General features: G+C 35.4%; 19 protein-coding genes. 11 read left to right on the top strand and 8 right to left on the bottom strand.

Translation table 11 applies throughout. The annotated features are described in order from the left end of the window. The first annotated feature begins 44 nt into the window (after positions 1 to 44). Positions 45 to 1247: an NAD(P)-dependent malic enzyme gene (locus tag DN408_RS19380; RefSeq protein WP_002010426.1), complete on the top strand. Its 1203-nt coding sequence runs from the start codon at positions 45 to 47 to the stop codon at positions 1245 to 1247. 293 nt (positions 1248 to 1540) lie between these two features. Here DN408_RS19380 and DN408_RS19375 read toward each other — a convergent pair whose 3' ends face one another. Both DN408_RS19375 and DN408_RS19370 read right to left on the bottom strand, forming a co-directional pair. Further along, a complete protein-coding gene (locus DN408_RS19375; protein ID WP_147740302.1) occupies positions 1541 to 2065 on the bottom strand; it encodes a DUF4871 domain-containing protein in 525 nt (174 codons plus the stop codon). 181 nt (positions 2066 to 2246) lie between these two features. After that, a complete protein-coding gene (locus DN408_RS19370) occupies positions 2247 to 3173 on the bottom strand; it encodes a DMT family transporter (protein WP_002125137.1) in 927 nt (308 codons plus the stop codon). A 120-nt stretch (positions 3174 to 3293) separates the two neighbouring features. Between DN408_RS19370 and pdxR the strand changes: the two genes are divergently transcribed. Further along, positions 3294 to 4694: a MocR-like pyridoxine biosynthesis transcription factor PdxR gene (pdxR, locus tag DN408_RS19365; RefSeq protein WP_002169190.1), complete on the top strand. Its 1401-nt coding sequence runs from the start codon at positions 3294 to 3296 to the stop codon at positions 4692 to 4694. Positions 4695 to 4727: 33 nt separating this feature from the next. Here pdxR and DN408_RS19360 read toward each other — a convergent pair whose 3' ends face one another. From DN408_RS19360 to DN408_RS19350, 3 genes are all read right to left on the bottom strand, one after another. Beyond that, the gene (locus DN408_RS19360; RefSeq protein WP_000351210.1) at positions 4728 to 5240 is read right to left on the bottom strand and encodes a GNAT family N-acetyltransferase; all 513 of its coding nucleotides are present in this window, start codon (positions 5238 to 5240) and stop codon (positions 4728 to 4730) included. Between the two features lie 146 nt (positions 5241 to 5386). Next, a complete protein-coding gene (locus tag DN408_RS19355) occupies positions 5387 to 6850 on the bottom strand; it encodes a sensor histidine kinase (RefSeq protein WP_147740301.1) in 1464 nt (487 codons plus the stop codon). A gap of 77 nt (positions 6851 to 6927) precedes the next feature. Beyond that, positions 6928 to 7599: a response regulator transcription factor gene (locus DN408_RS19350; protein WP_002010439.1), complete on the bottom strand. Its 672-nt coding sequence runs from the start codon at positions 7597 to 7599 to the stop codon at positions 6928 to 6930. A gap of 329 nt (positions 7600 to 7928) precedes the next feature. Here DN408_RS19350 and DN408_RS32110 point away from each other — a divergent pair, with 329 nt between their 5' ends. Then, positions 7929 to 8051 (top strand): hypothetical protein, encoded by a 123-nt coding sequence (locus DN408_RS32110; RefSeq protein WP_002125145.1) that lies wholly within the window; start codon positions 7929 to 7931, stop codon positions 8049 to 8051. Positions 8052 to 8413: 362 nt separating this feature from the next. Here the strand turns inward: DN408_RS32110 and DN408_RS19345 are convergent, their stop codons facing one another. Further along, complete coding sequence (locus DN408_RS19345; protein WP_000405886.1) at positions 8414 to 8920, bottom strand: GNAT family N-acetyltransferase; 507 nt, start codon at positions 8918 to 8920, stop codon at positions 8414 to 8416. 501 nt (positions 8921 to 9421) lie between these two features. Continuing rightward, positions 9422 to 10228, bottom strand: a complete 807-nt coding sequence (gene fdhD, locus DN408_RS19340; protein ID WP_002125147.1) for a formate dehydrogenase accessory sulfurtransferase FdhD — start codon at positions 10226 to 10228, stop codon at positions 9422 to 9424. 295 nt (positions 10229 to 10523) lie between these two features. On the opposite strand from fdhD, the gene fdhF reads away from it, so the two are divergent. The 8 genes from fdhF to DN408_RS19300 all read left to right on the top strand — a co-directional run bounded on the left by fdhF (position 10524) and on the right by DN408_RS19300 (position 22806). Continuing rightward, entirely contained in the window at positions 10524 to 13466 is a 2943-nt protein-coding gene (gene fdhF, locus DN408_RS19335; protein WP_002010447.1) for a formate dehydrogenase subunit alpha, read from the top strand. A 12-nt stretch (positions 13467 to 13478) separates the two neighbouring features. After that, complete coding sequence (locus DN408_RS19330) at positions 13479 to 13961, top strand: helical membrane plugin domain-containing protein (RefSeq protein WP_002169188.1); 483 nt, start codon at positions 13479 to 13481, stop codon at positions 13959 to 13961. 154 nt (positions 13962 to 14115) lie between these two features. Next, a complete protein-coding gene (locus tag DN408_RS19325) occupies positions 14116 to 15987 on the top strand; it encodes a glycerophosphoryl diester phosphodiesterase membrane domain-containing protein (protein WP_002188257.1) in 1872 nt (623 codons plus the stop codon). Positions 15988 to 16356: 369 nt separating this feature from the next. Continuing rightward, complete coding sequence (ald, locus tag DN408_RS19320; protein ID WP_002010453.1) at positions 16357 to 17490, top strand: alanine dehydrogenase; 1134 nt, start codon at positions 16357 to 16359, stop codon at positions 17488 to 17490. A 103-nt stretch (positions 17491 to 17593) separates the two neighbouring features. Beyond that, positions 17594 to 19009, top strand: coding sequence for an amino acid permease (locus tag DN408_RS19315; RefSeq protein WP_002029712.1), 1416 nt, complete (start codon positions 17594 to 17596; stop codon positions 19007 to 19009). 128 nt (positions 19010 to 19137) lie between these two features. Then, positions 19138 to 19698: a class I SAM-dependent methyltransferase gene (locus DN408_RS19310; protein ID WP_033713463.1), complete on the top strand. Its 561-nt coding sequence runs from the start codon at positions 19138 to 19140 to the stop codon at positions 19696 to 19698. A 349-nt stretch (positions 19699 to 20047) separates the two neighbouring features. Then, the gene (locus tag DN408_RS19305; RefSeq protein WP_002010461.1) at positions 20048 to 20425 is read left to right on the top strand and encodes an ArsR/SmtB family transcription factor; all 378 of its coding nucleotides are present in this window, start codon (positions 20048 to 20050) and stop codon (positions 20423 to 20425) included. 20 nt (positions 20426 to 20445) lie between these two features. Next, positions 20446 to 22806, top strand: coding sequence for a heavy metal translocating P-type ATPase (locus DN408_RS19300; RefSeq protein ID WP_147740300.1), 2361 nt, complete (start codon positions 20446 to 20448; stop codon positions 22804 to 22806). Between the two features lie 203 nt (positions 22807 to 23009). On the opposite strand, the gene DN408_RS19295 is transcribed toward DN408_RS19300, so the two are convergent. Further along, positions 23010 to 24473, bottom strand: coding sequence for a nicotinate phosphoribosyltransferase (locus DN408_RS19295; protein WP_147740299.1), 1464 nt, complete (start codon positions 24471 to 24473; stop codon positions 23010 to 23012). Positions 24474 to 24549: the final 76 nt, after the last annotated feature.

Raw genomic sequence — 24549 nt, 5'->3', positions numbered from 1 at the left:
ATATTCATATAGCTAGCTTGTCAAATTAAGGGGAGATTATAAGTATGTTAGAAAATCAAATTAATGAAAGATCATTGTTATTGCATAAAGAGTTAGTAGGGAAAATTGAGATTACAAGTAAAGTAGAAGTGAATACAGCGGATGATTTAAGTTTGACTTATACACCAGGTGTAGCGGAGTCTTGCAAAGCAATTGCGGCAGATGAGGAAACAGCTTATGACTATACAGCACGAGGGAATATGGTTGCAGTTGTTTCAGATGGAACTGCAGTACTTGGTTTAGGGAATATTGGACCGAAAGCGGCTATGCCTGTTATGGAAGGGAAAAGTATTTTATTTAAGAAGTTTGCGAATGTAGATGCTTTCCCGCTATGTTTAGGTACGACTGATGTGGATGAAATCGTTACCCTTGTGAAAAATTTAGAACCTACATTTGCAGGTATTAATTTAGAAGATATTGCAGCGCCACGTTGCTTTGAAATTGAAAAACGATTAAAAGAAGAAACGAATATTCCTGTATTTCATGATGATCAGCATGGGACGGCTATTGTCGTTTTAGCAGCTGTTATTAATGCATTAAAAGTTGTAAGTAAACAAATGGATGATGTGAAAATTGTTATTAACGGTGCGGGTTCGGCAGGAATTGCAATTGGGAAATTATTATTAAAAGCTGGCGCAAAACATATTACGTTAGTTAGCTTAGAAGGTATTGTTTGTGAAGGTGAAACATGGATGAACGAAGCACAAATCGAAGTTTCAAAGAAGACAAATCGTGAATATGTGCGTGGAACATTAAAAGAAGCGATTCATCAGGCTGATATTTTCATTGGCGTATCTGCTCCTAACGTATTAACGAAAGAACTTGTACAGACGATGAATGAGAAAGCGATTGTGTTTGCAATGGCGAATCCAATTCCAGAAATATTCCCAGAAGATGCATTAGAAGCTGGAGCTGCTGTAGTTGGAACTGGTCGTTCTGATTATTCAAATCAAGTAAATAATGTATTAGCGTTCCCTGGTATATTCCGTGGTGCATTAGACGTACGCGCGACTGATATTACAGAAGAGATGAAATTAGCAGCAGCATATGGGATCGCTAACATAATTACGGACGAAGAGCGTAATGCGAATTATGTAATTCCCAATCCATTAGATAAAAGAGTTGTTCCAAGTGTTGCAGAAGTAGTAGCGAAAGCAGCCATTGATTCAGGTGTGGCACAGATTACGAAAATGCCAAGTTATAAATAGTCAAAAGCAGCGCCTTAAAAAGGCACTGCTTTTTTTGAGATAAGAAATCAAAATAATGAAGAAGTGTAAATTTATTCAAGCCCCGTTCATTATTTATTTAACTCCATTGCAACTTGTTTACCATTTATTAAAACCTCAGTTACTGCTACGATCACTTCTATCATTTTTTTCATCTCTCATCTCTCCTCGCGTCATTTCTTACTTTAAGTATAAGAGAAGAGAGATAATCCACCTATCGAAGTACGTGACGTAGAAATTACATTGTTGTAAGGAAGTGTTTCAGTTTTGTCACTTTATTCGGCATTGATTACAAATTGATCATAATATCTTTCATTCACATATATGTTTAATACCCATAATCCAGATGAAGGTAGTGACATTACGAGAGGGAGTTCCTTTACGGTTGTACCGACTGTATTTGAAGTAGTCCAAGTTTGTTTGGAGGTTTCTTTTTGAAAGAGTACTGGTGTTGGAGTTGTAGTTCCTTGTTTTAACGCGATAATAGATAGTTTTCCAGTTGGCATTTCAGGATCCAGGAAGAACCACATTATTTCATTTTGCTCATTTGCGATAATAGAGCTATCAGCCATTGCAATTTTTCTTTCAATGCCTTTTAACGGTATTTTTCCTTCTACGAATGATGGTGCTTCTTCCCAATTTACATCTTTTAAGACACTAAGGTGAAAAAAGGAAGGTACGTTAATTTGAGAGGATGACGTTTCTATTACTTCTTTTTTAGGTACATTTGAATCGGGTTGCGATTGCGCGCAGCCAGTAATGAGGAAGGAGAAAAGTAGCATAGTTCCGATTTTTTTCATGGTGCCACACTCCTAATTTTTATTGTTAGTGTAATTGTATTTGCTAGAAGACGAGACAATTCCTTTAAATCATAAAAAGAGGTCGTAAGTTTTGTACGACCTCTTTTGACATTTTCTATCCCAATTGGTGAGGGCTAATAATCAGTGGGGGATGGAACCCCCCACTGATTAAAGTTTCACTTTATATTTGTTCAGTTGAAAAGGTTGGTTCTCTCTCTTTTTGAGGCATTGTTAAGAAAATAACAGAAAGGACGATACATACTCCGCCTAATAATTGATATGCTCCAAAAGATTCATTAAGCCAAGCGATTGAAACGATGGCAGCTACAAGTGGTTCAATGCTAGATAAAATACTTGTTTCTGTTGCTGCTAAATATTTAAGACTCCCGATATAAAGAAGGAAAGAAAGAGTGCCACTTATAATGATAAGAATAAGCATAGAAAAAGTTTGAAGTGTGAAAGTTTGCGAAATCTGACTCCACCCAAAAGAACGATTACAAATAAGCAGTGCAATCCCTCCAATTAACATCCCCCAGCCAATTACTATAGTTGTTCCGCATTCTTTAATAAGGGAAGCCGGATGAAGGGTATAAAACGCAAAACCAATCGCTGTTAATAGGCCGAAAGTAATAGCTGCTTTAGATAAAACAATATTTTCAATTGAACCGTTTGTAATAATAAAGTATGTCCCTGTTAGAGCAGTTATAATTGCGAGTATTTGCATAGAAGCAGGGAATTTCTTTTGCTCAAACGCAACGTAAATTGTAATAAGAACAGGACCTAGAAATTGAAATAGTGTTGCCGTTACGGCATTACTAATATGAACTGTTTCGATAAAGGCGTATTGCGCACCGAGCATGCCAAGAATAGAGAAAATAATAAGCTGTATAGAATGTCTAGGGTGTTTCCAAATTTGAAATATGTTTTGTTTCTTTATTAGTAAGAAAGACAAAATAAATACTCCTGCAAGCAACAAGCGAATTGTTAAAAAATCAATTGATGATACGTTCGTATGTTGAAATAGCCATTGAATCATCGGTCCAGATAATCCCCATAATGTGGCTCCTGTAATAATCATAATGAGTCCGATACGTCTACTTTTGTTCATGATCATGCATCTCCTCTTTAGTATTTGATTTTTTATGTGTGACATGATAAAAGGAATTATATATAAAATCTGGTACTGTAAAAAGTATCAGATTTTAGTTTTATTAAGGGGTCAGATATTATGTTAGAATTAACGCCTAATTTAAATATGAATAGTAAGAAGGCATTGTATGTGCAGTTGTATGAGTATATAAAAAAAGAAATTAAAGATGGAACGATTCTATCTTTTACGAAATTACCGGCTAAGCGAAAGTTAGCAACACATTTACAAGTAAGTAAAAATACAGTAGAGGCGGCTTACGAGCAATTACTTGCAGAAGGTTATATTGAGTCAATTTCAAGAAAAGGTTATTTTGTATGTAAGGTTGAGCAAATGGTTCATGTAGAAGAAAACGAAGAGAGAATAGAAGAAGTATCCTTTCAGGAGAGGGATTATAAATTTGATTTCACACAAACAGGAGTCGATACAAATGCTTTTCCGTTCAATATGTATCGGAAAATTATAAATGACGTATGGCAGCCTCATAATAATGAGTTGCTCTTTCTTGGTCACCCACAAGGAGAATGGAGCTTAAGAGAAGAAATTGCGAACTATTTGTATGAATCTAGAGGTGTGCGTTGTGCAGCTAGTCAAATCGTATTAGGAGCGGGAACACAAATATTAGTGAAACTACTGTTTCAATTATTAAAGGGAAGTAATTATGCAGTTGAAAATCCAGGATATCATAGAAAAATGGTTGTTTTTGAACAGGGAGAAAAAAGAGTTCAAATGTTATCTTTGGATAGAGATGGAATTTGTATTGTAGATTTAGAGAATAGTGATGCGAACGTTGTATTTGTTACTCCTTCCCATCAGTTTCCGTACGGAATGATTATGCCTATCACGAGAAGGATGCAGCTTTTACAATGGGCGAAGAAAGAAGAAGGTAGGTATATTATTGAAGATGATTACGATAGTGAATTTCGTTATTCGGGAAAACCTATACCGGCACTGCAAGGGTTAGATACAGACGGGAAAGTAATTTATATGGGGACGCTATCTAAAGCATTGTTGCCATCATTACGGATGAGCTATATGGTGTTACCAAAGAAATTGATTAAAAAGTATCAACAACAATATTTATTTTATACACAAAGTGTTTCAAGAATGGATCAAGAAGTGATTAGAAGGTTTTTAAGTGAAGGGTATTGGGAAAAACATATTCATAAAATGCGTGTCGTCTATCGAAAGAAGAGAGATCGACTTGTTTTTGAACTAGAAAAGTACTTCTCAAATCGTGTTGAAGTGATAGGAGAAGATTCAGGATTGCACATTTTATTAAAGGTGCATAATGGAATGCGGGAAGAAGAATTAATTAAAGAAGCTGCGAAACATAGTATCAAAATATACCCTGTGTCTACGTACTATAAAGACGGTACTGCACCTGAAAATATAGTGCTACTTGGATTTGCGATTTTATCAGAAGAAGAAATTGCGAAAGCGATTCAATTATTAAATAAGGCATGGTTTATAAAAAAGTAAAAAACATCCTCATAAATGCGAGGATGTTTTTTATTATTTTTCTTCATCTAGGAAAAGAACCATATGCTCTTCATCCCAATATTGTCCGTTATATTTTAATGAACGTTCTTGCACACCAAATGTTTTAAACCCTAATGACTCGTAAAGTTTTTTTGCACCATCGTTGCCAACAACAACATCAAGCATAACTTGCTCTACTTCTAAAGATTTAGCAAGCTCAAGACATTCTTTAATAAGTGCTTTTCCCGCTCCAAGTCCGCGTGCTTTTGGAGACACGTATACTGAACCAATTTTCGCTTTATGTTCTTGTTTTACATATGGTTTCGTTTCCAGTGTTGCAACTCCGATTAATTCTCCATCTTTAAATGCACCTAGTGTATAGTTCTCATCTTGTGCTAATTTTTGGGCTTTATATTCAATAGCACACTCTTTATTAATAATATCTTCATAAGAAGAGCTGAAAGCTTCCGGGTTTTGTTTTAACCCTTCTACTCGAAGTTCTAAGTAAATTTCTGCTTCGTCTTTTGTTAATACATGGATATCCAATTATATCACCCTCCAAATCTTTGACAGTTGTACCTATATTTTATATTGAAATAAGAATAATTTCAAAAGCTTAGCTTATAATAGTTGGTTTTATAAATAAAATAGCACCAGTAGTGTTGACTACTACTGGTGATTTCACGCATATATTATACAAATGGTAATTCAATTATAAATTCTGTTCCGACTTCTAATTCGCTTTTAACTTCAATAGAACCATTATGAAGTTCTACAATTTCTTTTGCAACAGCCAGTCCGATACCTTTTCCACCTGTAGCTCGTGTTCTGGATTTATCGACACGGTAAAAGCGATCAAAAACATGTGGGATATCTTCTTTTGGAATACCTTCACCTTCATCTTGTACACTTATTGTAAAAGTATTCGCACTGGTTAGTACACGTATTATTATAGAAGTGTTTTCTGGTGAATGTTGATAAGCATTGTGTAATAAATTTAACATAACTTGTTCCATACGTCTTTCGTCTATGCAAACTTCTAAATCATCTTTGCAATGTACATGGAGTTGCATTTGTTTGTTTTTTAATGTTGTTTTTGTTTTTTCAACCATTCGTTCTAAAAATGGTTTAAGAATTACTTTTTGTTTTTTTATAACAAACTGGTGTTGCTCTAATTGTACAAGCATAAATAAATCTTGTACGAGATCGGTTACACTATCCGTTTCGTCTTCAATGATTTGTAAGTATTCTTCACGTTCTTCTTTCGTTAGAGAATCTCTTTTTGCTACCTTTGCATAACCTTTCATATAGGTTAATGGAGTTAGTAATTCATGCGCTACACTAGCGAGAAATTCGTTTCGTTCTTTTTTCATATACGTAAGTTCACTAGATAAATCTTCAATCGTTTTTGCTAAGCTTCCAAGTTCATCATTTCGTTTAATTCCTAATTGAATCGGCTTATTTAATTTTGACATTTTTTCTGTCGCCCGCTTCATTTTTATAAGCGGTTCTGTAATAACACGAGAAAAAACAAAGACAGAAATAGTAGTTAAAATAATTGTCAAAACACTAATGATAAGAAATTGATTCATGAGTTTAAGTAACATATTTTCTAAGAAAGATGTCTTTAATAACATATATAACTTACCTTGAAATCCTTGAATTTCCAGCGGGCTTACTGTTGAGATGAATTTTGATTTTTTCCAGTTTTTTTCAACGATTAATCCACCTTCTGGGATAGTCTCAGTTTTACAAGTAAGTTGTTTTTGCATTTCTTTCGTTACGGGTTCTGAGGTAGAAATAATTTTGCCGTTATTGTCTGTTATAATGATAGCTATATCAGAGTTAGCAATTAATTCTGATTCAACTAAGTGTTCAGCCGCAGTGTTGATATCAAACTCGGGGTACACAGCACGTTTAGGCCGTTTACTGTGTTCAGCGCTTTCTGTGAGTTTCTTTTCTTTAGAATATGCACCCCACTTCGCGCGGTTTTTAATCATTTTACTATAGCGATTTCCTTTCTCTAAAAGAGCAAGAGTTTCCTCTTCAATGCGTATGTTTGAAAGGTTCTTATAAAAAGATACGAAAGCGATTGTCTCAATACATAAAGCTAATATTAAAAAGTATGTCCCAACTTTAAGGGAAAGTTTGCTCATTTTCTCACCATACCTTATTTCATATAGAGTGAAACTTTAATCAGTGGGGTTTTATCCATCCCCACTGATTAAAGTAATTATTCACTTTTCCATTTATATCCGACTTTATAGACGGTTTCTAAGTAATCTTCAACTGGAAATTCTTTTTTGCGTAATTTATCACGGATATTACGAATATGTGAATCGATAGTTCTGTATTCGATGTCTGTTTGATATCCCCAAATTTTTTCAATTAAATCATCACGGCTGTAAGCACGGTTTGTATTTTGTAAAAAGAGTCCAAGTAACGAGAATTCAATAGGAGTTAGTGAGATTCTTTCACCATAAACGGTAACAGTATGTTTCGTTTTATCCCACTCAATACCATTGAAGCTAACAAATCCGTCTTTCTTCGTACGGCGTAATATGGCCTCAATTCGTGCAACTAATACATGCTCATCAAATGGTTTTGTAATATAGTCATCTGCTCCCATGGTCAGGCCTTTGACCATATCATAATTTTGGTTGCGAGCTGTTAGCATAATAATTGGAACGTTGGAAATTTGACGGATTTGATAGCAAGTATCCCACCCATCCATATTCGGCATCATAACATCTAATAAAATAATATCGAAGTCCTTTTGTTCGATTAATTCTAGCGCTTCAAGGCCAGAAGTAGCTTTCATACAAAAATAGCCACGAGGGCTTAAGAACAGATCTAACAATCGTAACATACGTTCTTCATCGTCTACTAATAAAATTTTCACCATAATCTTGTGCACCCCAAACTATTCATTCTACTTGTATAGTTTACATGAAAATAATAAAAAACTCTTTTTATGTGATTGAATGGATGGCTGATTTTTTCAATCAGGGCAATTGACATAAAAAATGCACTAGTTTTGCACAACTATTTTTTATAATAGAAAACGTAGCGACACAAATACCCTATGTTGCGACATAACGTCATGTCATTTTATTTATAAAATGACAATTCCATTCTATTGTGTATGTGAGATAGAGAGGGTTTTCGTATTCACCTCGCATCGGATAAGAAAAATTTCCTATCTCACACTTTTTTTAAAAGGGGATTGTACACATGAGTAAAAAAGTAGAGCATTTACAAAAAGAAAAGCAAGATCGTAATGCGGTTGTAATGTGTGTTGCGGTATCTATGCTTATTATGATAAGTTGTGTAAATAAATTTTTCGGGATTTTATAATAGAAAAAAAGCTTATTGCTTCTTAAGAAGCAATAAGCTTTTTTTATGTATTCTATATAATAAACCAAGGTAAAATTGCTAATCCAGAAGTTACAATTGCTGTAGCAAATATTAAAAAGATAGCTTGTTTGTTTTGTTTCATGTTACATTCTCCTCTACATATCAATTGCTAGCTATACGTTTACTTAATAATTAGCGGGAGATGGATCCTCCTCGCTGAGTAAAGTTTCACTTTATATTTTTAGTATAACGAATGGAAAGGATTGGAACGATCGATAAAGGTGACATGAAGATTACATTGTTGTAATGAAAAAAGCATCTTAATTAATAAGAAGATGCTTTTGAAAAATTATATTTAAATGTTAATTATTTAAGAATAAAACCATATGCTCTTCGTCCCAATATTGGCCATTATGTTTTAAGGACCGTTCTTGCACGCCGTAAGTTTGGAAGCCGAGGGACTCATATAATTTTTTTGCAGCAGTGTTATCAGCAACAACATCAAGCATGAGCTGTTCTACATGTAATTTATCGGCATTTTCAATAATCGCTTTAATTAAAGCTCGTCCTGCACCGAGACCACGCGCTTTTGGAGAAACAAAAACGGAGCCGATTTTTGCCTTATGCTCTTGCTTAATAAATGGCTTTGTTTCTAGAGTAGCAATACCGACTAAATCATTATCTTTGAAGACACCTAGAGTATACTTATCCGGATTGCTTAATCGCTTTGCCATAGCAGCGACAGGGTTTTCATGTTTAAGAACATCTTCATAAGAAGAGCTAAAAGCCTCAGGGTTTTTCGTTAAACCTTCCATACAAACTTTCAAATAAATTTCTGCGTCCTCTGTTGTTAATAAGCGAATTTCCATAGTTGTAACCTCCTAGATTGATTCAAATTTAATTCATTAACTTTGTAAGATTAAGTTTAGTTAAATGTATTCTGTGACTATTCTTTCTTAATTTGTAAAAGAATGAAAAGATTATGCTACTATGTTTTCATTTTATTTATCCCGCTATTTGTGGGCAGTAAAACTCCTACCTCGAAATTCGGCTGGAGCAAAGAAGTTAGGTGGGAGTCGGGCTGCCCGTAAAAGCCCGATTGGTGAAGGCTAATAATCAGTGGGGGATGAACACCCCCCACTGATTATAGTTTCACTTTATGTAATGAAATTATATATTAACTTTATTAACTATTCAAGGTTTTAATATGTTACATTTTTATAACTAAAATTTCCGCTTTGTAAAGGAGTCATTTTTATCCAACTATTCGTGGGAGTCAGATTGCCCGTAAAAGCCCGATTGGTTGGGCTAATAATCAGTGAGGAGGGAAAAACCCTCCACTGATTAAATTTTCACTTTCTTTTACGTATTCAATCGTTTATTTTGTAGCCATCGATTCGTTCCGGATGTGTATAAATATTGCAAGATCCATTTCGAATAAATCCTACTACGGTAATACCTAAATCGTGGGCGAGTTGCAGAGCTAGTTTAGTTGGAGCTGATTTAGATAGAACAATTTCGCAACCTATTTTTGAAACCTTTAACAAAATTTCAGATGAGATGCGTCCGCTAAACGCAATGATTTTCCCTTGAACAGAGATATTGTTTCGTAAACAATGACCGTATATTTTATCTAGCGCATTATGTCTTCCGATATCCATTCTTGATAAAAGAATGTTATTTCGATCACATAAAGCGGTATTATGCACACCACCCGTTTGGCGAAATGTAGTTGAAGATTGTTGTAAGGAAGTCATTAGGTGAAAACATTCTTCCGGAGTAATAGTTATATGTATATCATGTAACTTTTTTGCTTTTGCTGCATCGTTGACGAAAACAAAACCTTGTCTACTTTTCCCGCAACAAGAAGTTACGTACCTTTTATTATATAAAGTTTGATAGAGCGGATTAATTTTTGATGATTTTACATGGACAATTCCGTTTTCTTTTTGGATCCATAATTCTTCAATATCTTTATAAGAAGAAATAATTCCTTCAGAAATTAAAAAACCGGTTACCATATCTTCAATGTAATTAGGAGTGCATACAACTGTTACGTATTCTTCGCTATTTAATTTAATTGTAATGGGAGATTCCGTAACAACCTCATCGGTTTGTTTTGAAAATGTACCAGATTGATAACGTACAATTGTATATGTTTCTTGAATAGGCCCCATATTAAATTCCCCTTTATATGTATTTTTCCCCATATTTATCATAAAACATCGAAAAAACAAAAGCATCTACTAACAAGAAGATGGCAGATTATTTTGGTTATTATTGTATATGTACGATATAATAGATTTGTAAAATAGCGACATTTTCAAGCTTTCGTAGTTATACCTTATAACATCTAGAATCGACTTCCAAAGGAAAGTATTTCAACAGGGCGCTTCAAAAATATGTACAACACAATTATGAAAACGGATTCATAATTGTGTTGTACAGTTAGTTGTAAGGAGAGGGGAAACTATGACAGAACAGACAGTCCGTGTAACCGTTGATGGTAAAGAATTTTTCGTATCAGGTGAAAAGACGATACTCCAATTGTTTAACGAAAGTAATTTAGAACATCCTCAAATTTGTCATGTACCAGAGGTAGATCCTATTCAAACTTGTGATACATGTATTGTAGAAGTGAATGGAAGTTTACTACGTGCCTGTTCGACGAAGTTGGAAGATGGCATGCATATTGAGAGGCAATCGGAACGTGCAAAGGAAGCACAAACTGAAGCGATGGATCGAATATTAGAGAATCATTTATTGTATTGTACAGTATGTGATAACAATAATGGTAACTGTAAAGTCCATAATACAGTACATATGATGGAGATTGAAGAACAGAAATATCCATATGAACCGAAAGTAAGTGCATGCGAAGTGGATACGTCGCATCCATTCTATCGATACGATCCAAATCAATGTATTGCTTGTGGGCAGTGTGTAGAAGTATGCCAAAATTTACAAGTAAATGAAACTTTATCGATTGATTGGAGTTTAGACCGTCCACGTGTTATTTGGGACAATGGTGTGAGTATAAATGACTCGTCTTGTGTTAGCTGTGGGCAATGTGTAACAGTTTGTCCTTGTAATGCATTAATGGAAAAAACGATGCTAGGAGAAGCTGGATTTATGACTGGTTTAAAACCAGATGTGCTAAATCCAATGATTGATTTTGTAAAAGATGTAGAGCCTGGATATAGCAGTATTTTAGCAGTTTCAGAAGTAGAGTCCGCGATGCGTAAGACGAAAATTAATAAGACAAAAACAGTTTGTACATTTTGTGGTGTAGGTTGTTCATTTGAAGTATGGACGAAAGATCGTCAAATTTTAAAAGTGCAACCTGTTTCAGATGCACCGGTTAATGGTATTTCCACATGTGTAAAAGGAAAATTCGGATGGGACTTTGTGAACAGTGAAGAGCGTATTACAAAGCCGTTAATTCGCCAAGGGGATATGTTTGTTGAGGCTTCATGGGAAGAGGCTCTTGAAGTTGTTGCATCTAATATGCAACATATTAAATCAGAGTATGGTAGCGATGCGTTTGGGTTTATTTCTTCTTCGAAAGTAACAAATGAAGAAAACTATCTTATGCAAAAACTAGCTCGTCAAATATATGGAACAAATAATGTAGATAACTGTTCCCGTTATTGCCAATCTCCAGCAACAGACGGTTTATTTAAAACTGTCGGTATGGGCGGAGATGCTGGAACAGTGAAAGATATTGCTGAGGCAGGTCTTGTTATTATTGTTGGGGCAAATCCAACAGAAGGACATCCTGTACTTGCAACTAGAGTGAAGCGTGCTCATAAATTACATGAACAAAAACTAATTGTCGCAGACCTTCGTAAACATGAAATGGCGGAGCGTGCTGATATATTTGTTCACCCGAGTCAAGGGACGGATTATGTATGGCTTGCTGGGATAACGAAATACATTATTGATCAAGATTGGCACGATAAAAAGTTCATAGCTGAAAATGTAAAGAATTTTGATGAATATAGCAAAATGCTAGAAAAATATACGCTTGATTATACTGAGGGAATTACAGGGATTTCTAAAGCTCAGTTAAAAGAAATGGCTCGTATGGTATATGAAGCAGATGGTACTTGTGTACTTTGGGGAATGGGTGTAACTCAAAATACAGGAGGAAGTACAACGTCAGCAGCAATTTCAAATTTACTTCTCGTTACAGGTAACTACCGTCGTCCTGGTGCCGGTGCGTATCCGTTACGCGGGCATAATAACGTACAAGGTGCTTGTGATATGGCGACATTACCGAACTGGCTTCCGGGTTACCAAGCTGTTTCAGATGATGTGCATCGTGCGAAATTTGAAAAAGCATACGGTACTACCATTCCGAAAGAACCGGGATTAAATAATATCGCAATGTTACTTGCGGCCGAAGAAGGAAAACTACGTGGTATGTATGTTATGGGAGAAGAAATGGCTTTAGTAGATTCAAATGCCAACCATGTACAACATATTTTAGCGAATTTAGACTTCCTTGTTGTTCAAGATATGTTCTTATCGAAAACAGCTCGTTTCGCCGATGTTATTTTACCAGCAGCACCAAGCTTAGAAAAAGAAGGAACGTTTACGAATACAGAGCGCCGTATTCAAAGATTATACGAAGTATTGAAACCGCTTGGTGATTCAAAACCAGATTGGTGGATTTTACAAAAAGTAGCTCGTGCACTGGGCGGAGACTGGAATTATGGAAGTCCAAGTGAAATTATGGACGAAATTGCATCGCTTGCACCGTTATACTCTCAAGCGACGTACGACCGTCTAGAAGGCTGGAATAGTTTATGTTGGGGTAGCCATGATGGTAGTGATACGCCATTATTATATGTAGATGGATTTAACTTCCCAGACAAACTAGCACGTTTATCACTAGATGAATGGGTTCCGCCAGTTATAGCACCAGATGAGTATGATTTACTATTAAATAATGGCCGTATGCTAGAGCATTTCCATGAAGGGAATATGACGAATAAGTCGGCTGGTATTTTATCTAAAGTGTCTGAAGTATTTGTTGAAATTTCACCTGAACTTGCTAAAGAACGCAATGTGAAAGATGGTGGTCTTGTAGAGTTAGCATCACCATTTGGAAAAATCAAAGTACAAGCGCTTGTTACAGATCGTGTAACTGGAAATGAGTTGTATTTGCCGATGCATGCGACAGTAAATGAAGAGGCAATCAATATTTTAACAGGAACAGCAACAGACATTTATACGTGTACACCAGCTTATAAACAAACAATGGTGAAACTGCGCGTATTACGTGAAAAAGGAAATCGTCCGTTACCATCTTCAAACCCGAGAGATAAAAAACGTCATCCGCAAAATGGTGTTGAAATCGAGCGAAAGTGGCAAAGAAAACAATACGTATCACTTGTGGACCAGAATTAGGGGGCGGAGATAATGGCAAAAGAGATTACTTTAATTAAAAAGAAGATTGTAACAGAAGAAGAAAAAAAACAGCAAGTAACAGATGAGTTGTTAAATGATCTAGCTGAGAATAGAGAAGCAGTAGAAGAGACGATGCGGCTATTAGCGCAGTTGCAAAAAGCAGGAATTTTAGATGCAGCAATTAGTTTACTTGCTGCAAAAGAAGATGTTTCCAAAATAGCTGTTGAACAATTGAATCGTGAACCAGTAAAAAACGCATTAAACAATATGATGGGGGCAGGAGAGGCATTATCTTCAGTGGACCCAGAAATAACGAAACAAATAACATCTAGTTTAGTCACTGGATTACAATTTGCAACAGAGGAATTAAATAGTGGTAAAAAAACAAAAGTGATGGATTTCTTTAAAGTGTTAAAAGATCCAGATATCAATAGAGCAATTACATTCGGTTTTAGCTTCTTGAAAGCATTTGGTCAAGGGTTAGAGAAAAAATAGAGTAAATGAAAAAGTGATGGCAAGTAGCCATCACTTTTTCATTGTATGTATAAGAGTGTTCATGTTAAGTGGAATATATTATTATTAAAAAGATGGGTTGGAAATGGAAATATGGAATCCATCTCAAATATCGTTTTAGAATGTGGAGGAATATATGCAACACCGTAAAAGACTATCTATACCAGGGGTAATGGGACATTCCTTTCAAACAGTTAGATTTGCTTTTTGGAATGTATTAACCTTTCAACTTGCTTATAAATTATTAGCAGCGATTGTATTTGTCCCGCTATTTGGGATCATTTTTAATAAGTTATTGTATTTTGGTGGTTATGCAAATGCGACGAATGATGAATTATTAGCGTTTTTAAAGACACCATACGGCATTTTGGCAATCGTAATTTTATCATTGTTAGCACTGTTTCTTATCTTTACGGAATTTGCGGTGCTTATTATCATTTCGTACTTCGCTCATAAAAGACAAAAGGTGAAATTACGTCCGATTTTATATAAAACCGTAACGTATTTACCTACTCTTTTCACATATTGCTTACCAGGATTTATTTTATATGCTGTCGTATTGTTACCTCTTTTAAATATTGGATATGAAACGGCATTAATTCCGCAAATTCAAATTCCTAACTTTATTACAGGAGAACTGTTTAAGACAACGATGGGACAAGTTGGTTATTACACGTTCTTTGCTGTAGTTGCGTATTTGAACCTTCGCTGGATTTTTGTTCTACCTATTGTTGTTTTAGAGCAAAAGCCGTTTCGCACAGCAGCACGTAAAAGTGCAACGTTAGTAAAAGAAAGTTTTTTTAAAGTACTATTCTTTTTAGTAGGATTTTTTATTTCAATAGGGATTGTATACGGTGTATTTTTTGGAATGTATTTATTGTGTCTATGGGGCATGTATGAATTTACAAATCCACAGGGAACATTTGCATTATTAGCGGAATCAACAATGTCTGTATTTTTAACGAGTACATTGTATTTATTTAGTTTTATCGTGACGCCATTTTATATTATGGCAATAACACGATTGTATTTACAAAAGGTTCCGGTTGAAGAGGTTTTATTAGAAGAAGGATTAGATTATTCGAAAACAAAAGCAGATAAATGTTTCTTCCAAAAACATCGTTGGAAATTTATTGGTGTATATATTGTAGGAATTATTACTGCCGGAATGGTCGTTGCCTTCATTGTAACGTTTATTTCAAATTCATATAAAGAACCAATTATTATGGCTCATCGTGGTTATATTTCAAAAGGTGTAGAGAATACGAAAGAAGCTGTGCAGGGGGCTATTGATGCCAAAGCAGACTACGCTGAAATTGATGTACTGCAAACAAAAGACGGTGAACTAGCAGTTATACATGATTTGAAGCTAAAACGTCTTGCTAATGCTAATGTTCATGTGTCCGATTTAACGATGGAGGAGTTAAGACAGCTTACCCTTAGTCAAGATGGTTTTTCAGGACAAATAAGTACACTTGATGAGATCATTAAGTTGGCAAAAGGAAAAATCAAACTTAATATTGAAGTGAAGCTTCATGGTGGCGAAAAAGATTTCGTAAACAAAGTATTAAAAGCGATTAAAGATAATGAATTTGAGAAGCAATGTGTCATTCAAACGTTACACTATCCGCTTATTAAAGAGTTTAAACGTGCAAATCCAAATATAAAAGTAGGATATATACTGTATGCGAGTAGAGCTAACTTAAAGAATGTGAAGGCTGATTTTTATGTAGCAGAAGAATACATGTTAAATAAGAAATTAGTAAAAGAAGCAAGGAAGTTAAACAAGCCAATTTACGTATGGACGGTAAATGATATGGAAAGTTTAAAGGGATATTATAAGTTAAACGTAGATGGTATCATTACCGATTATCCTGAAGATGCACGTGAAACAATTAAGATGTTAAAAGAGCAAGAAGATCGTGAAAGTGATATGTTTGATAAAATTAGTGAGACGACAGAAGATCTATTTTCAAAGTTATTTATAAGTTATCCAGCTGCTGGCTAAATGCCAGTAGCTGTTTTTTTGTGAAAAGAATATATTTCTAAAGTATTGAACAAAGTAATAAGTGTATATGTATACGTCATTGCTTAGTTTTTTTACATTGTTACATTATTGTCAAATAATAAATAATTACTATGCATTTTGAATGGATATAATAGAAATAGAGTAATAGATGATGGAGTGGTACGGAGAACCCAATAAAATCAATGTTTTATATATTTACACTATTCTAAATATATAAACTTTAAAAAAAAAGTATGTTAGCGTTTTCATAACTTTTAAGTTATGCTAGAATAAGGACGTAAGTTATTAATTATTTAAAAAAGAAAAAAGAATTCCTTTTTTCTGTTAATTATAAGGGGGCATTTCATTATGCGTATTGGGGTACCAGCAGAAATTAAAAACAACGAAAACCGTGTGGCAATGACACCAGCAGGTGTTGTACATTTAGTTCGTAACAATCACGAAGTATTCATTCAAAAGGACGCAGGTGTAGGATCTGGTTTCACAGATGCTCAGTATGTTGAAGCGGGAGCGAAAATTGTTGATACGGCTGAAGAAGCTTGGAACATGGAAATGGTTATGAAAGTTAAGGAACCAGTTGAAAGCGAATACAAACACTTCAGCGAAGGTTTAATCTTATTCACATACTTACACTTAGCTCCAGAACCAGAATTAACAAAAGCGTTAATTGAAAAGAAAGTTGTTGCTATCGCATATGAAACAGTACAATTAGAAAACCGTTCTTTACCATTACTTGCACCTATGAGTGAAGTAGCTGGTCGTATGGCTGCACAAATCGGTGCGCAATTCCTTGAGAAAAACAAAGGCGGTAAAGGTATCTTACTTGCAGGTGTTCCAGGAGTTAAACGTGGTAAAGTAACAATTATCGGTGGTGGACAAGCTGGTACAAATGCTGCTAAAATTGCAGTTGGACTAGGTGCGGATGTAACAATCATCGACTTAAGTGCAGAACGTCTTCGTCAATTAGATGACATTTTCGGAAACCAAGTAAAAACTTTAATGTCTAATCCTTACAATATTGCAGAAGCTGTAAAAGAATCTGATCTTGTAATCGGTGCAGTATTAATCCCAGGTGCAAAGGCTCCAAAACTTGTAACAGAAGAAATGATTAAATCAATGGAACAAGGTTCTGTTGTTGTAGATATCGCGATTGACCAAGGTGGTATTTTCGAAACAACTGACCGTATTACAACTCATGATAACCCAACTTATGAAAAACACGGCGTTGTTCATTATGCAGTTGCAAACATGCCAGGTGCGGTTCCACGTACATCAACTCTTGCATTAACAAACGTAACAGTACCATATGCAGTACAAATTGCTAACAAAGGCTACAAAGAAGCTTGCCTAGGCAACACTGCATTATTAAAAGGTATTAATACATTAGAAGGCTATGTAACATTCGAAGCAGTTGCAGAAGCTCACGGTGTAGAGTACAAAGGTGCTAAAGAATTATTAGAAGCAGAAACAGTATCTTGCTAATAGAAGCATTATACAAAACAAAATCGAACAATATATAAAACAACATGATAAGAGCTAAGAGATAATACCTCTTAGCTCTTCTTGGTAAAAGGGGGCATTCATCGTGGCCAACCTATTTAAAAAGAAATCCGTTACGCAATTGTTAGGGGAAAGTAAAAGTAAAACTTTGACGAAAACGCTAGGGGCATTTGACCTAACAATGCTAGGGATTGGTGCGATAATTGGTACAGGAGTTCTAGTATTAACTGGATTAGTAGCAGCAAGAGATGCTGGTCCAGCAGTTATTTTTTCATTTATGATTGCAGCAATTGTTTGTGGATTTGCAGCTTTATGTTATGCAGAGGTTGCATCTGCACTTCCTGTTTCAGGTAGTGTGTACACATATTCATATGCAACAATTGGTGAGTTTGTTGCCCATTTAATGGGATGGACATTGCTATCCGTATATGTCGTAACGACTGCCGCAGTAGCTGGCGGATGGACAGGTTATTTCAATAATTTAGTGAGTGGATTGGGACTTGAAATTCCTAAAGCATTGTTAACGATTCCATCGCAAGGTGGTATGGTGAACTTACCCGCAGTTATCATTACGTTGGTGATAACTTGGTTATTATCACGAGGTACAAAAGAAAGTAAGCGTGTGAATAACATAATGGTATTAATTAAAATTGGTATTGTTGTTTTATTCATTGCAGTTGGTGTATTCTACGTGAAACCAGAAAACTGGATACCATTTGCACCGTACGGCTTAAGTGGAGTCTTTGCCGGAGGAGCAGCAGTATTCTTCGCTTTCTTAGGATTTGATGCATTAGCAACTTCTGCTGAAGAAGTAAAAAATCCGCAACGTGATCTACCGATTGGTATTATTGCTTCATTAGTCATTTGTACAATCATTTATGTTGTAGTTTGTCTCGTTATGACAGGTATGGTTTCTTACAAGGAATTAGATGTACCTGAAGCGATGGCCTATGTACTAGAAGTTGTAGGACAAGATAAAGTGGCTGGTGTAATTGCTATTGGAGCTGTAATTGGTATTATGGCTGTAATTTTCGCATACATCTACGCTACGACACGTGTATTCTTCGCGATGAGCCGTGATGGTTTATTGCCAAAATCTTTTGCGAAAATTAACAAGAAGACAGAAGCACCAACATTTTCAGTTTGGTTAACAGGAATTGGTAGTGCTTTAATTGCTGGATTTATCGATTTAAAAGAATTGTCAAATTTAGCGAATATTGGAGCGTTATTAACATTCGCGATGGTTGGTGTAACTGTCATCATTCTTCGTAAAACGCATCCGAAATTACAACGTGGATTTATGGTACCATTTGTACCAATCTTACCGATTATTTCAGTTGCATGCTGTCTATTCTTAATGGTAAATCTACCGTTAAAAACATGGATATACTTCGGTGTTTGGTTGGCAATAGGAGTGGTTGTATACTTTGTATATTCGAAAAAGCACAGTCATCTAAAAGAAGATGGAAGTTCGCAAGATAGTTTAGAAAAAGCTAATTAAAGGGATATAAGATAGTAAGCCTTGTGCGTCTAGGGAGCGCGCAAGGTTTTTTCTTTTGGGGAAATAAAGGGGGTCAATGTTACTTTGTCGAACTTTTTATGTCGGAATATGAAAAAAGGGGTGGAAAGATGGAGACGAAAGTTGTCGTTGGAGCAGAGGGATATAATAATAATCCAGGTTGGTTACATACAAATGAGGATGAATTAAATTTATTAAAAAGAGAAACGTGGCTTAATAAATTTCAGCCTAATTCTTTATCGGTAATTTTAGCTGAACATGTATGGGAGCATTTATCGTATGAAGAGGGTATAGAAGCAGCTAAAATATGCTTTGAGTTTTTACAAGATGATGGTTATATTCGTTGTGCAGTGCCGGATGCATTTTTCCCCAATGAAGAATATCAGCGTGGTGTGCAAGTGGGAGGACCTGGCCCGTTAGATCATCCAGCTGCAAGTCATAAAATTGTACATAACTACAAAACGATTATATCTATGTTTGAAGCAGTAGGTTTTCAAGTAAAGCTTTTAGAATACTGTGATGAGAATGGCCAGTTTCATTATAGTGATTGGAAAGAGAACGGTGGACTTATTTATCGTTCGAAACGCTTTGATCATAGAAATCAGGATGGAAAGTTAGGATTCGCTTCGTTAATTGTGGATGCAGTGAAAGTTAATAAAGTGAAACTTTAATCAGTGGGGGGCTTCATCCCCCACTGATTATTAGCCCTCACCAATCGGGCTTTTACGGGCAGTTAATCTCCCACCTAACTTCTTTGTTCCAGCTGCATTTTGAGGTGGGAGTCTTACTGCCTGTTAATGCGGGATAAATAAGAAGGGATGCACGGTAGTTTCGTGCATCCTTTTTGTATGAAGAGCATGATAGATGCGGAGAATATTTATATGTTTATTTTGAAATGTGAACGAAATGTTTTAAAAAATGTATGAGAATTCATTGACACATATGAATGGACGCTCATATAATAAAGGTATAATACATATGAATAATTGTTCATATGTTCAAATAAAGAGGTGAGCTGTGATGGCTGAAAATAAAGTAGAAACGCAACAGGAAGCATGTTCTCAAACGGTAATTCACGAGGAAATCGTGGATCAAGTAAAACAAACAATTCCGACTGATGAAAGTTTAAGTAAAGTAGCAGAATTATTTAAAGTATTAGGTGACCGTACACGTACGAGAATATTACATGCATTATTTGAAGCTGAAATGTGTGTTTGTGATTTAGCTTATTTATTAGGAATGACGCAATCTTCAATCTCACATCAGCTTCGTGTATTAAAGCAAGCAAAGCTTGTAAAGAACCGTAAAGAAGGAAAGGTAGTTTATTACTCATTAGCTGATCAACACGTAATTCATATCTTCGAGCAAGCGTTTGAACACGTAAACGAGGAAGAATAAAAAAGCGAGGAGGGAGAACGATGGCAGAAGCATTAGTGAAAAAGAAACTTATGCTAGAAGGTTTAGATTGTGCAAATTGTGCAATGAAAATTGAAAAAGGTGTTGGGAATATAGAAGGGGTAACATCTTGTTCCGTAAACTTTGCAACAAAAACGATGCTTTTAGAAACACCGCAAAATAAAGAAAATCAAGTTGTTACGGAAGCGAAGCGACTTGTTACAAAATTAGAGCCGCATATTAAAGTGCAAGAAGAGCAAAAAACAAAATCAGTAAAAGAAGTATTTGTATTAGAAGGCTTAGATTGTGCAAATTGTGCAATGAAGATTGAAAATAAGGTAAAGGAAATGCCAACGGTTTCAGAAGCGACTGTTGATTTCGTATCAAAGAAATTACGAGTAGAAGTTGCAAATAAACGAGAACTTGAATCAACTGTACAAAATATAAAAAATGTTGTTCAAAAGTTAGAGCCTGATGTAAAAGTTGTTCGTGAAGAGGAAAAAGGACACGACCATGGCCATGATCATGGTGATGGAAATGTGAAAAAGATGATAGGACGATTAGTAGTCGGTGGAATTTTGACAGGAATTGCTGCATTAGCCGGATTACCGCAAATGATAACAATTCCATTATTCGTCCTTGCTTATTTATTAATAGGTGGAGATATCGTTTGGAGAGCGGCGAGAAACATAACTCGCGGCCAAGTGTTCGATGAAAACTTTTTAATGGCAATTGCAACTTTAGGAGCTTTCGCGATTCAACAATATCCAGAAGCGGTAGCAGTTATGCTATTTTACCAAGTAGGGGAACTGTTCCAAAGTATTGCAGTAAATCGTTCTCGAAAATCAATTACGTCATTAATGGATATTCGTCCTGACTATGCGAATGTGAAAGTTGGAAACGAAACGAAACAAGTATCACCAGAAGATGTGCAAATTGGTGAGTATATTATCGTAAAACCAGGTGAAAAAGTACCGTTAGACGGGAAAGTAGTTGAGGGAACATCAATGATGGATACTTCAGCGTTAACAGGTGAGTCTGTACCGAGGGAAGTAGAAGTTGGTAATGACGTATTAAGTGGTTTTGTAAACCAAAATGGTGTATTAATTGTCGAAGTTACAAAAGAGTTTGGTGAATCCACTGTATCGAAAATTTTAGACTTAGTACAAAATGCAAGTAGCAAAAAAGCGCCAACAGAAAACTTTATTACAAAGTTTGCACGTTATTATACTCCTGTTGTAGTTATAACAGCAGCAATAATGGCATTTATTCCACCACTTATTTTAGAGGGTGCTACATTCTCCGATTGGATTTATAGAGCTTTAGTGTTCTTAGTAATCTCTTGTCCATGTGCGCTCGTTGTATCGATTCCTCTTGGATTCTTTGGCGGTATTGGTGGGGCATCTAAAAGTGGTATCTTAGTAAAAGGAAGTAACTATTTAGAAGCATTGAATGATGTGAAATATATCGTTTTTGATAAAACAGGAACATTAACAAAAGGTGTCTTTAAAGTTACGAAGATGGAGCCTAGTGAAGGTATCACAGCTGAAAAGCTATTAGAATATGCAGCATTTGCAGAAGTATATTCAAATCATCCGATTGCACAATCTATTCGAAATGCATATGGAAAATCAATCGATGAAAATGCTATTGAAGACTATAGTGAAATTTCTGGTCATGGTACGGTTGTAAAAGTACAAGGAAAAGAAATTTTCGCAGGTAATGCTAAATTAATGAGCAAAGAAAACATTACATTTAAGCAACCGAATACAGTAGGTACACTAGTTCATGTTGCTGTAGATGGTAAATATGCAGGGTATATTGTTATCTCTGATGAGGTAAAAGAGGATTCAAAACAAGCAATTCAAAAGTTAAAAGAACTAGGTATTAAGAAGACAGTCATGTTAACTGGTGATGCAAAATCAGTCGGGGAAGCTGTTGGTAAAGAATTAGGTTTAGATGAAGTTCATGCCGAATTATTACCACACCAAAAAGTAGAAGAAATCGAAAAAATTGATGCAGCAAAACGCGGTAAAGAAAAGATTGCATTCGTCGGTGATGGTATTAATGATACACCAGTACTAGCAAGAGCGGACGTTGGTATTGCGATGGGCGGTTTAGGATCAGATGCAGCAATTGAAGCTGCTGACATCGTTATTATGACTGATGAGCCTTCAAAAATCGCGACAGCTGTAAAAATTGCAAAACGTACAAGAAGCATTGTATGGCAAAATATTATATTTGCATTAGGTGTAAAAGGATTAGTTTTATTACTTGGTGCTTTTGGTATAGCGACAATGTGGGAAGCTGTTTTCTCAGATGTGGGTGTGACGTTAATTGCAGTATTAAATGCAATGCGTGTACTACGAGTGAAAGATTTATAAAAAAGAGGACGCAATTGCGTCCTCTTTTTTATCGGTTATTTTATTGAAATTGACTCAATAAAATAATATCAAATATTATTTTAGTTTTGAATAACGCAATATTAAATTTTAAAAATAAAAAATATTCGTCATGTTATTTTAATATATTTTTTACAAATATCCATATAGTATTGAAAAAACAGAGAAGGAGACAACTTCTCTGTTTATTTTTGTATGTTTTTTTCAACTTGTTCGCGAACAGTTTGAATATAATTCATTTTATGATCCCAGCACTCTTGGCTTAAATCGACAGGATACTCTTCGGGGTTTAAAGTTCGCATGTATTCTTCCCAAAATAGAGCGAGACTCTGTTCGTTATATTTTTGAATATCTAATATACTTGGGAGTTCATATGTTCTTTCACCGTTAACGAAAATGTCTTTATGCAGTTCACGTGCTTCAAAGTTTGTCACGAATTTACTTATATATGTGTGAACAGGGTGGAACATTTTTAAGCGTTCTTCTTTTTCGGGCTCTTCAGAATCTAACGCAATATAATCGCCTTCTGCATGATTATTAACCCTGTTGACTATACGATAAATTCGTTTAAGCCCTGGAGTTGTAATCTTTTCAGGGTTAGATGAAATTTTAATCGTGTCATTTAATTTCCCGTCAGTATCTTCAATCGCAACTAGTTTGTAAACAGCCCCTAATGCTGGTTGCTCAAAGGATGTAATTAATTTTGTTCCAACACCCCATACGTCAATTTTTGCTCCTTGAGATTTAAGGTGCAAAATGGTGTATTCATCTAAATCGCTAGAAGCAATAATTTTTGTATTTGTAAATCCAGCCTCATCTAGTAATATTCTTGCCTTTTTAGACAAATAAGCCATATCGCCACTATCAAGACGAATGCCATAGAAATCAATACGATCTCCAAATTCTTTTGCGACACGAATCGCATTTGGAACACCAGATTTTAATGTGTCATATGTATCAACGAGAAAGACACATTTTTTATGAGTTTCAGCGTATTTTTTAAACGCGACATATTCATCGCGATACGCTTGAACGAAAGAGTGAGCATGTGTGCCGGCTACAGGTATCCCGAAGCGTTTTCCAGCACGAACGTTGCTTGTAGATGAGAAACCACCAATAAAGGCAGCGCGTGTTCCCCAAAGGGCAGCATCAAACTCATGAGCACGTCTTGTGCCAAACTCTAAAAGTTCATCGTTATTTGCAGCATGCTTCATACGAGCAGCTTTTGTTGCAATTAATGTTTGGTAATTCACAATGTTTAAAAGGGCAGTTTCAATAATTTGTGCCTCGCCAAGTGGTGCATCAACACGTAATAAAGGCTCGTTATTGAATACAACTTCACCTTCTTGCATACTACGAATGGTCCCAGTGAATTTCATATTTTGTAAATAATGAAGGAATTCTTCTTCAAATTGCAGCTCTGCTAAATAAGCGATATCACTTTCGGTAAAGCTGAAATTTTCTATGTACTCTACAATTTTTTCAAGCCCAGCAAAAACAGCATAGCCGTTTTCGAATGGAAGCTTTCGAAAGTATAGATCAAAAACAGAACGGCGAGTATGAATACCATCTTTCCAATATGTATAAGCCATGTTGATTTGATATAAATCTGTATGTAAGGCGTAACTATCGTCTTTATAATGATTCATTGCGAAAACACCTCCGTAATTTGGTTATAGTATACCAATTTTCCCCCTTTCGTAGCAAAGAAGTAATAGAGGATTG

The sequence above is a fragment of the Bacillus sp. AR13-1 genome, assembly GCF_008042285.1.
In the GTDB taxonomy this organism is placed as follows: Bacteria; Bacillota; Bacilli; order Bacillales; family Bacillaceae_G; genus Bacillus_A; species Bacillus_A mycoides.
This window is presented reverse-complemented; position numbering and strand designations above follow the sequence as displayed.

Excerpts from the sequence above, each read along its gene's own strand:
- DN408_RS19380 (WP_002010426.1), top strand. The coding sequence starts at position 45 with ATGTTAGAAAATCAAATTAATGAAAGATCATTGTTATTGCATAAAGAG.
- DN408_RS19375 (WP_147740302.1), bottom strand. The coding sequence starts at position 2,065 with ATGAAAAAAATCGGAACTATGCTACTTTTCTCCTTCCTCATTACTGGC.
- DN408_RS19370 (WP_002125137.1), bottom strand. The coding sequence starts at position 3,173 with ATGAACAAAAGTAGACGTATCGGACTCATTATGATTATTACAGGAGCC.
- pdxR (WP_002169190.1), top strand. The coding sequence starts at position 3,294 with ATGTTAGAATTAACGCCTAATTTAAATATGAATAGTAAGAAGGCATTG.
- DN408_RS19355 (WP_147740301.1), bottom strand. The coding sequence starts at position 6,850 with ATGAGCAAACTTTCCCTTAAAGTTGGGACATACTTTTTAATATTAGCT.
- DN408_RS19350 (WP_002010439.1), bottom strand. The coding sequence starts at position 7,599 with ATGGTGAAAATTTTATTAGTAGACGATGAAGAACGTATGTTACGATTG.
- DN408_RS32110 (WP_002125145.1), top strand. The coding sequence starts at position 7,929 with ATGAGTAAAAAAGTAGAGCATTTACAAAAAGAAAAGCAAGATCGTAAT.
- DN408_RS19345 (WP_000405886.1), bottom strand. The coding sequence starts at position 8,920 with ATGGAAATTCGCTTATTAACAACAGAGGACGCAGAAATTTATTTGAAA.
- fdhD (WP_002125147.1), bottom strand. The coding sequence starts at position 10,228 with ATGGGGCCTATTCAAGAAACATATACAATTGTACGTTATCAATCTGGT.
- fdhF (WP_002010447.1), top strand. The coding sequence starts at position 10,524 with ATGACAGAACAGACAGTCCGTGTAACCGTTGATGGTAAAGAATTTTTC.
- DN408_RS19330 (WP_002169188.1), top strand. The coding sequence starts at position 13,479 with ATGGCAAAAGAGATTACTTTAATTAAAAAGAAGATTGTAACAGAAGAA.
- DN408_RS19325 (WP_002188257.1), top strand. The coding sequence starts at position 14,116 with ATGCAACACCGTAAAAGACTATCTATACCAGGGGTAATGGGACATTCC.
- ald (WP_002010453.1), top strand. The coding sequence starts at position 16,357 with ATGCGTATTGGGGTACCAGCAGAAATTAAAAACAACGAAAACCGTGTG.
- DN408_RS19310 (WP_033713463.1), top strand. The coding sequence starts at position 19,138 with ATGGAGACGAAAGTTGTCGTTGGAGCAGAGGGATATAATAATAATCCA.
- DN408_RS19305 (WP_002010461.1), top strand. The coding sequence starts at position 20,048 with ATGGCTGAAAATAAAGTAGAAACGCAACAGGAAGCATGTTCTCAAACG.
- DN408_RS19300 (WP_147740300.1), top strand. The coding sequence starts at position 20,446 with ATGGCAGAAGCATTAGTGAAAAAGAAACTTATGCTAGAAGGTTTAGAT.
- DN408_RS19295 (WP_147740299.1), bottom strand. The coding sequence starts at position 24,473 with ATGAATCATTATAAAGACGATAGTTACGCCTTACATACAGATTTATAT.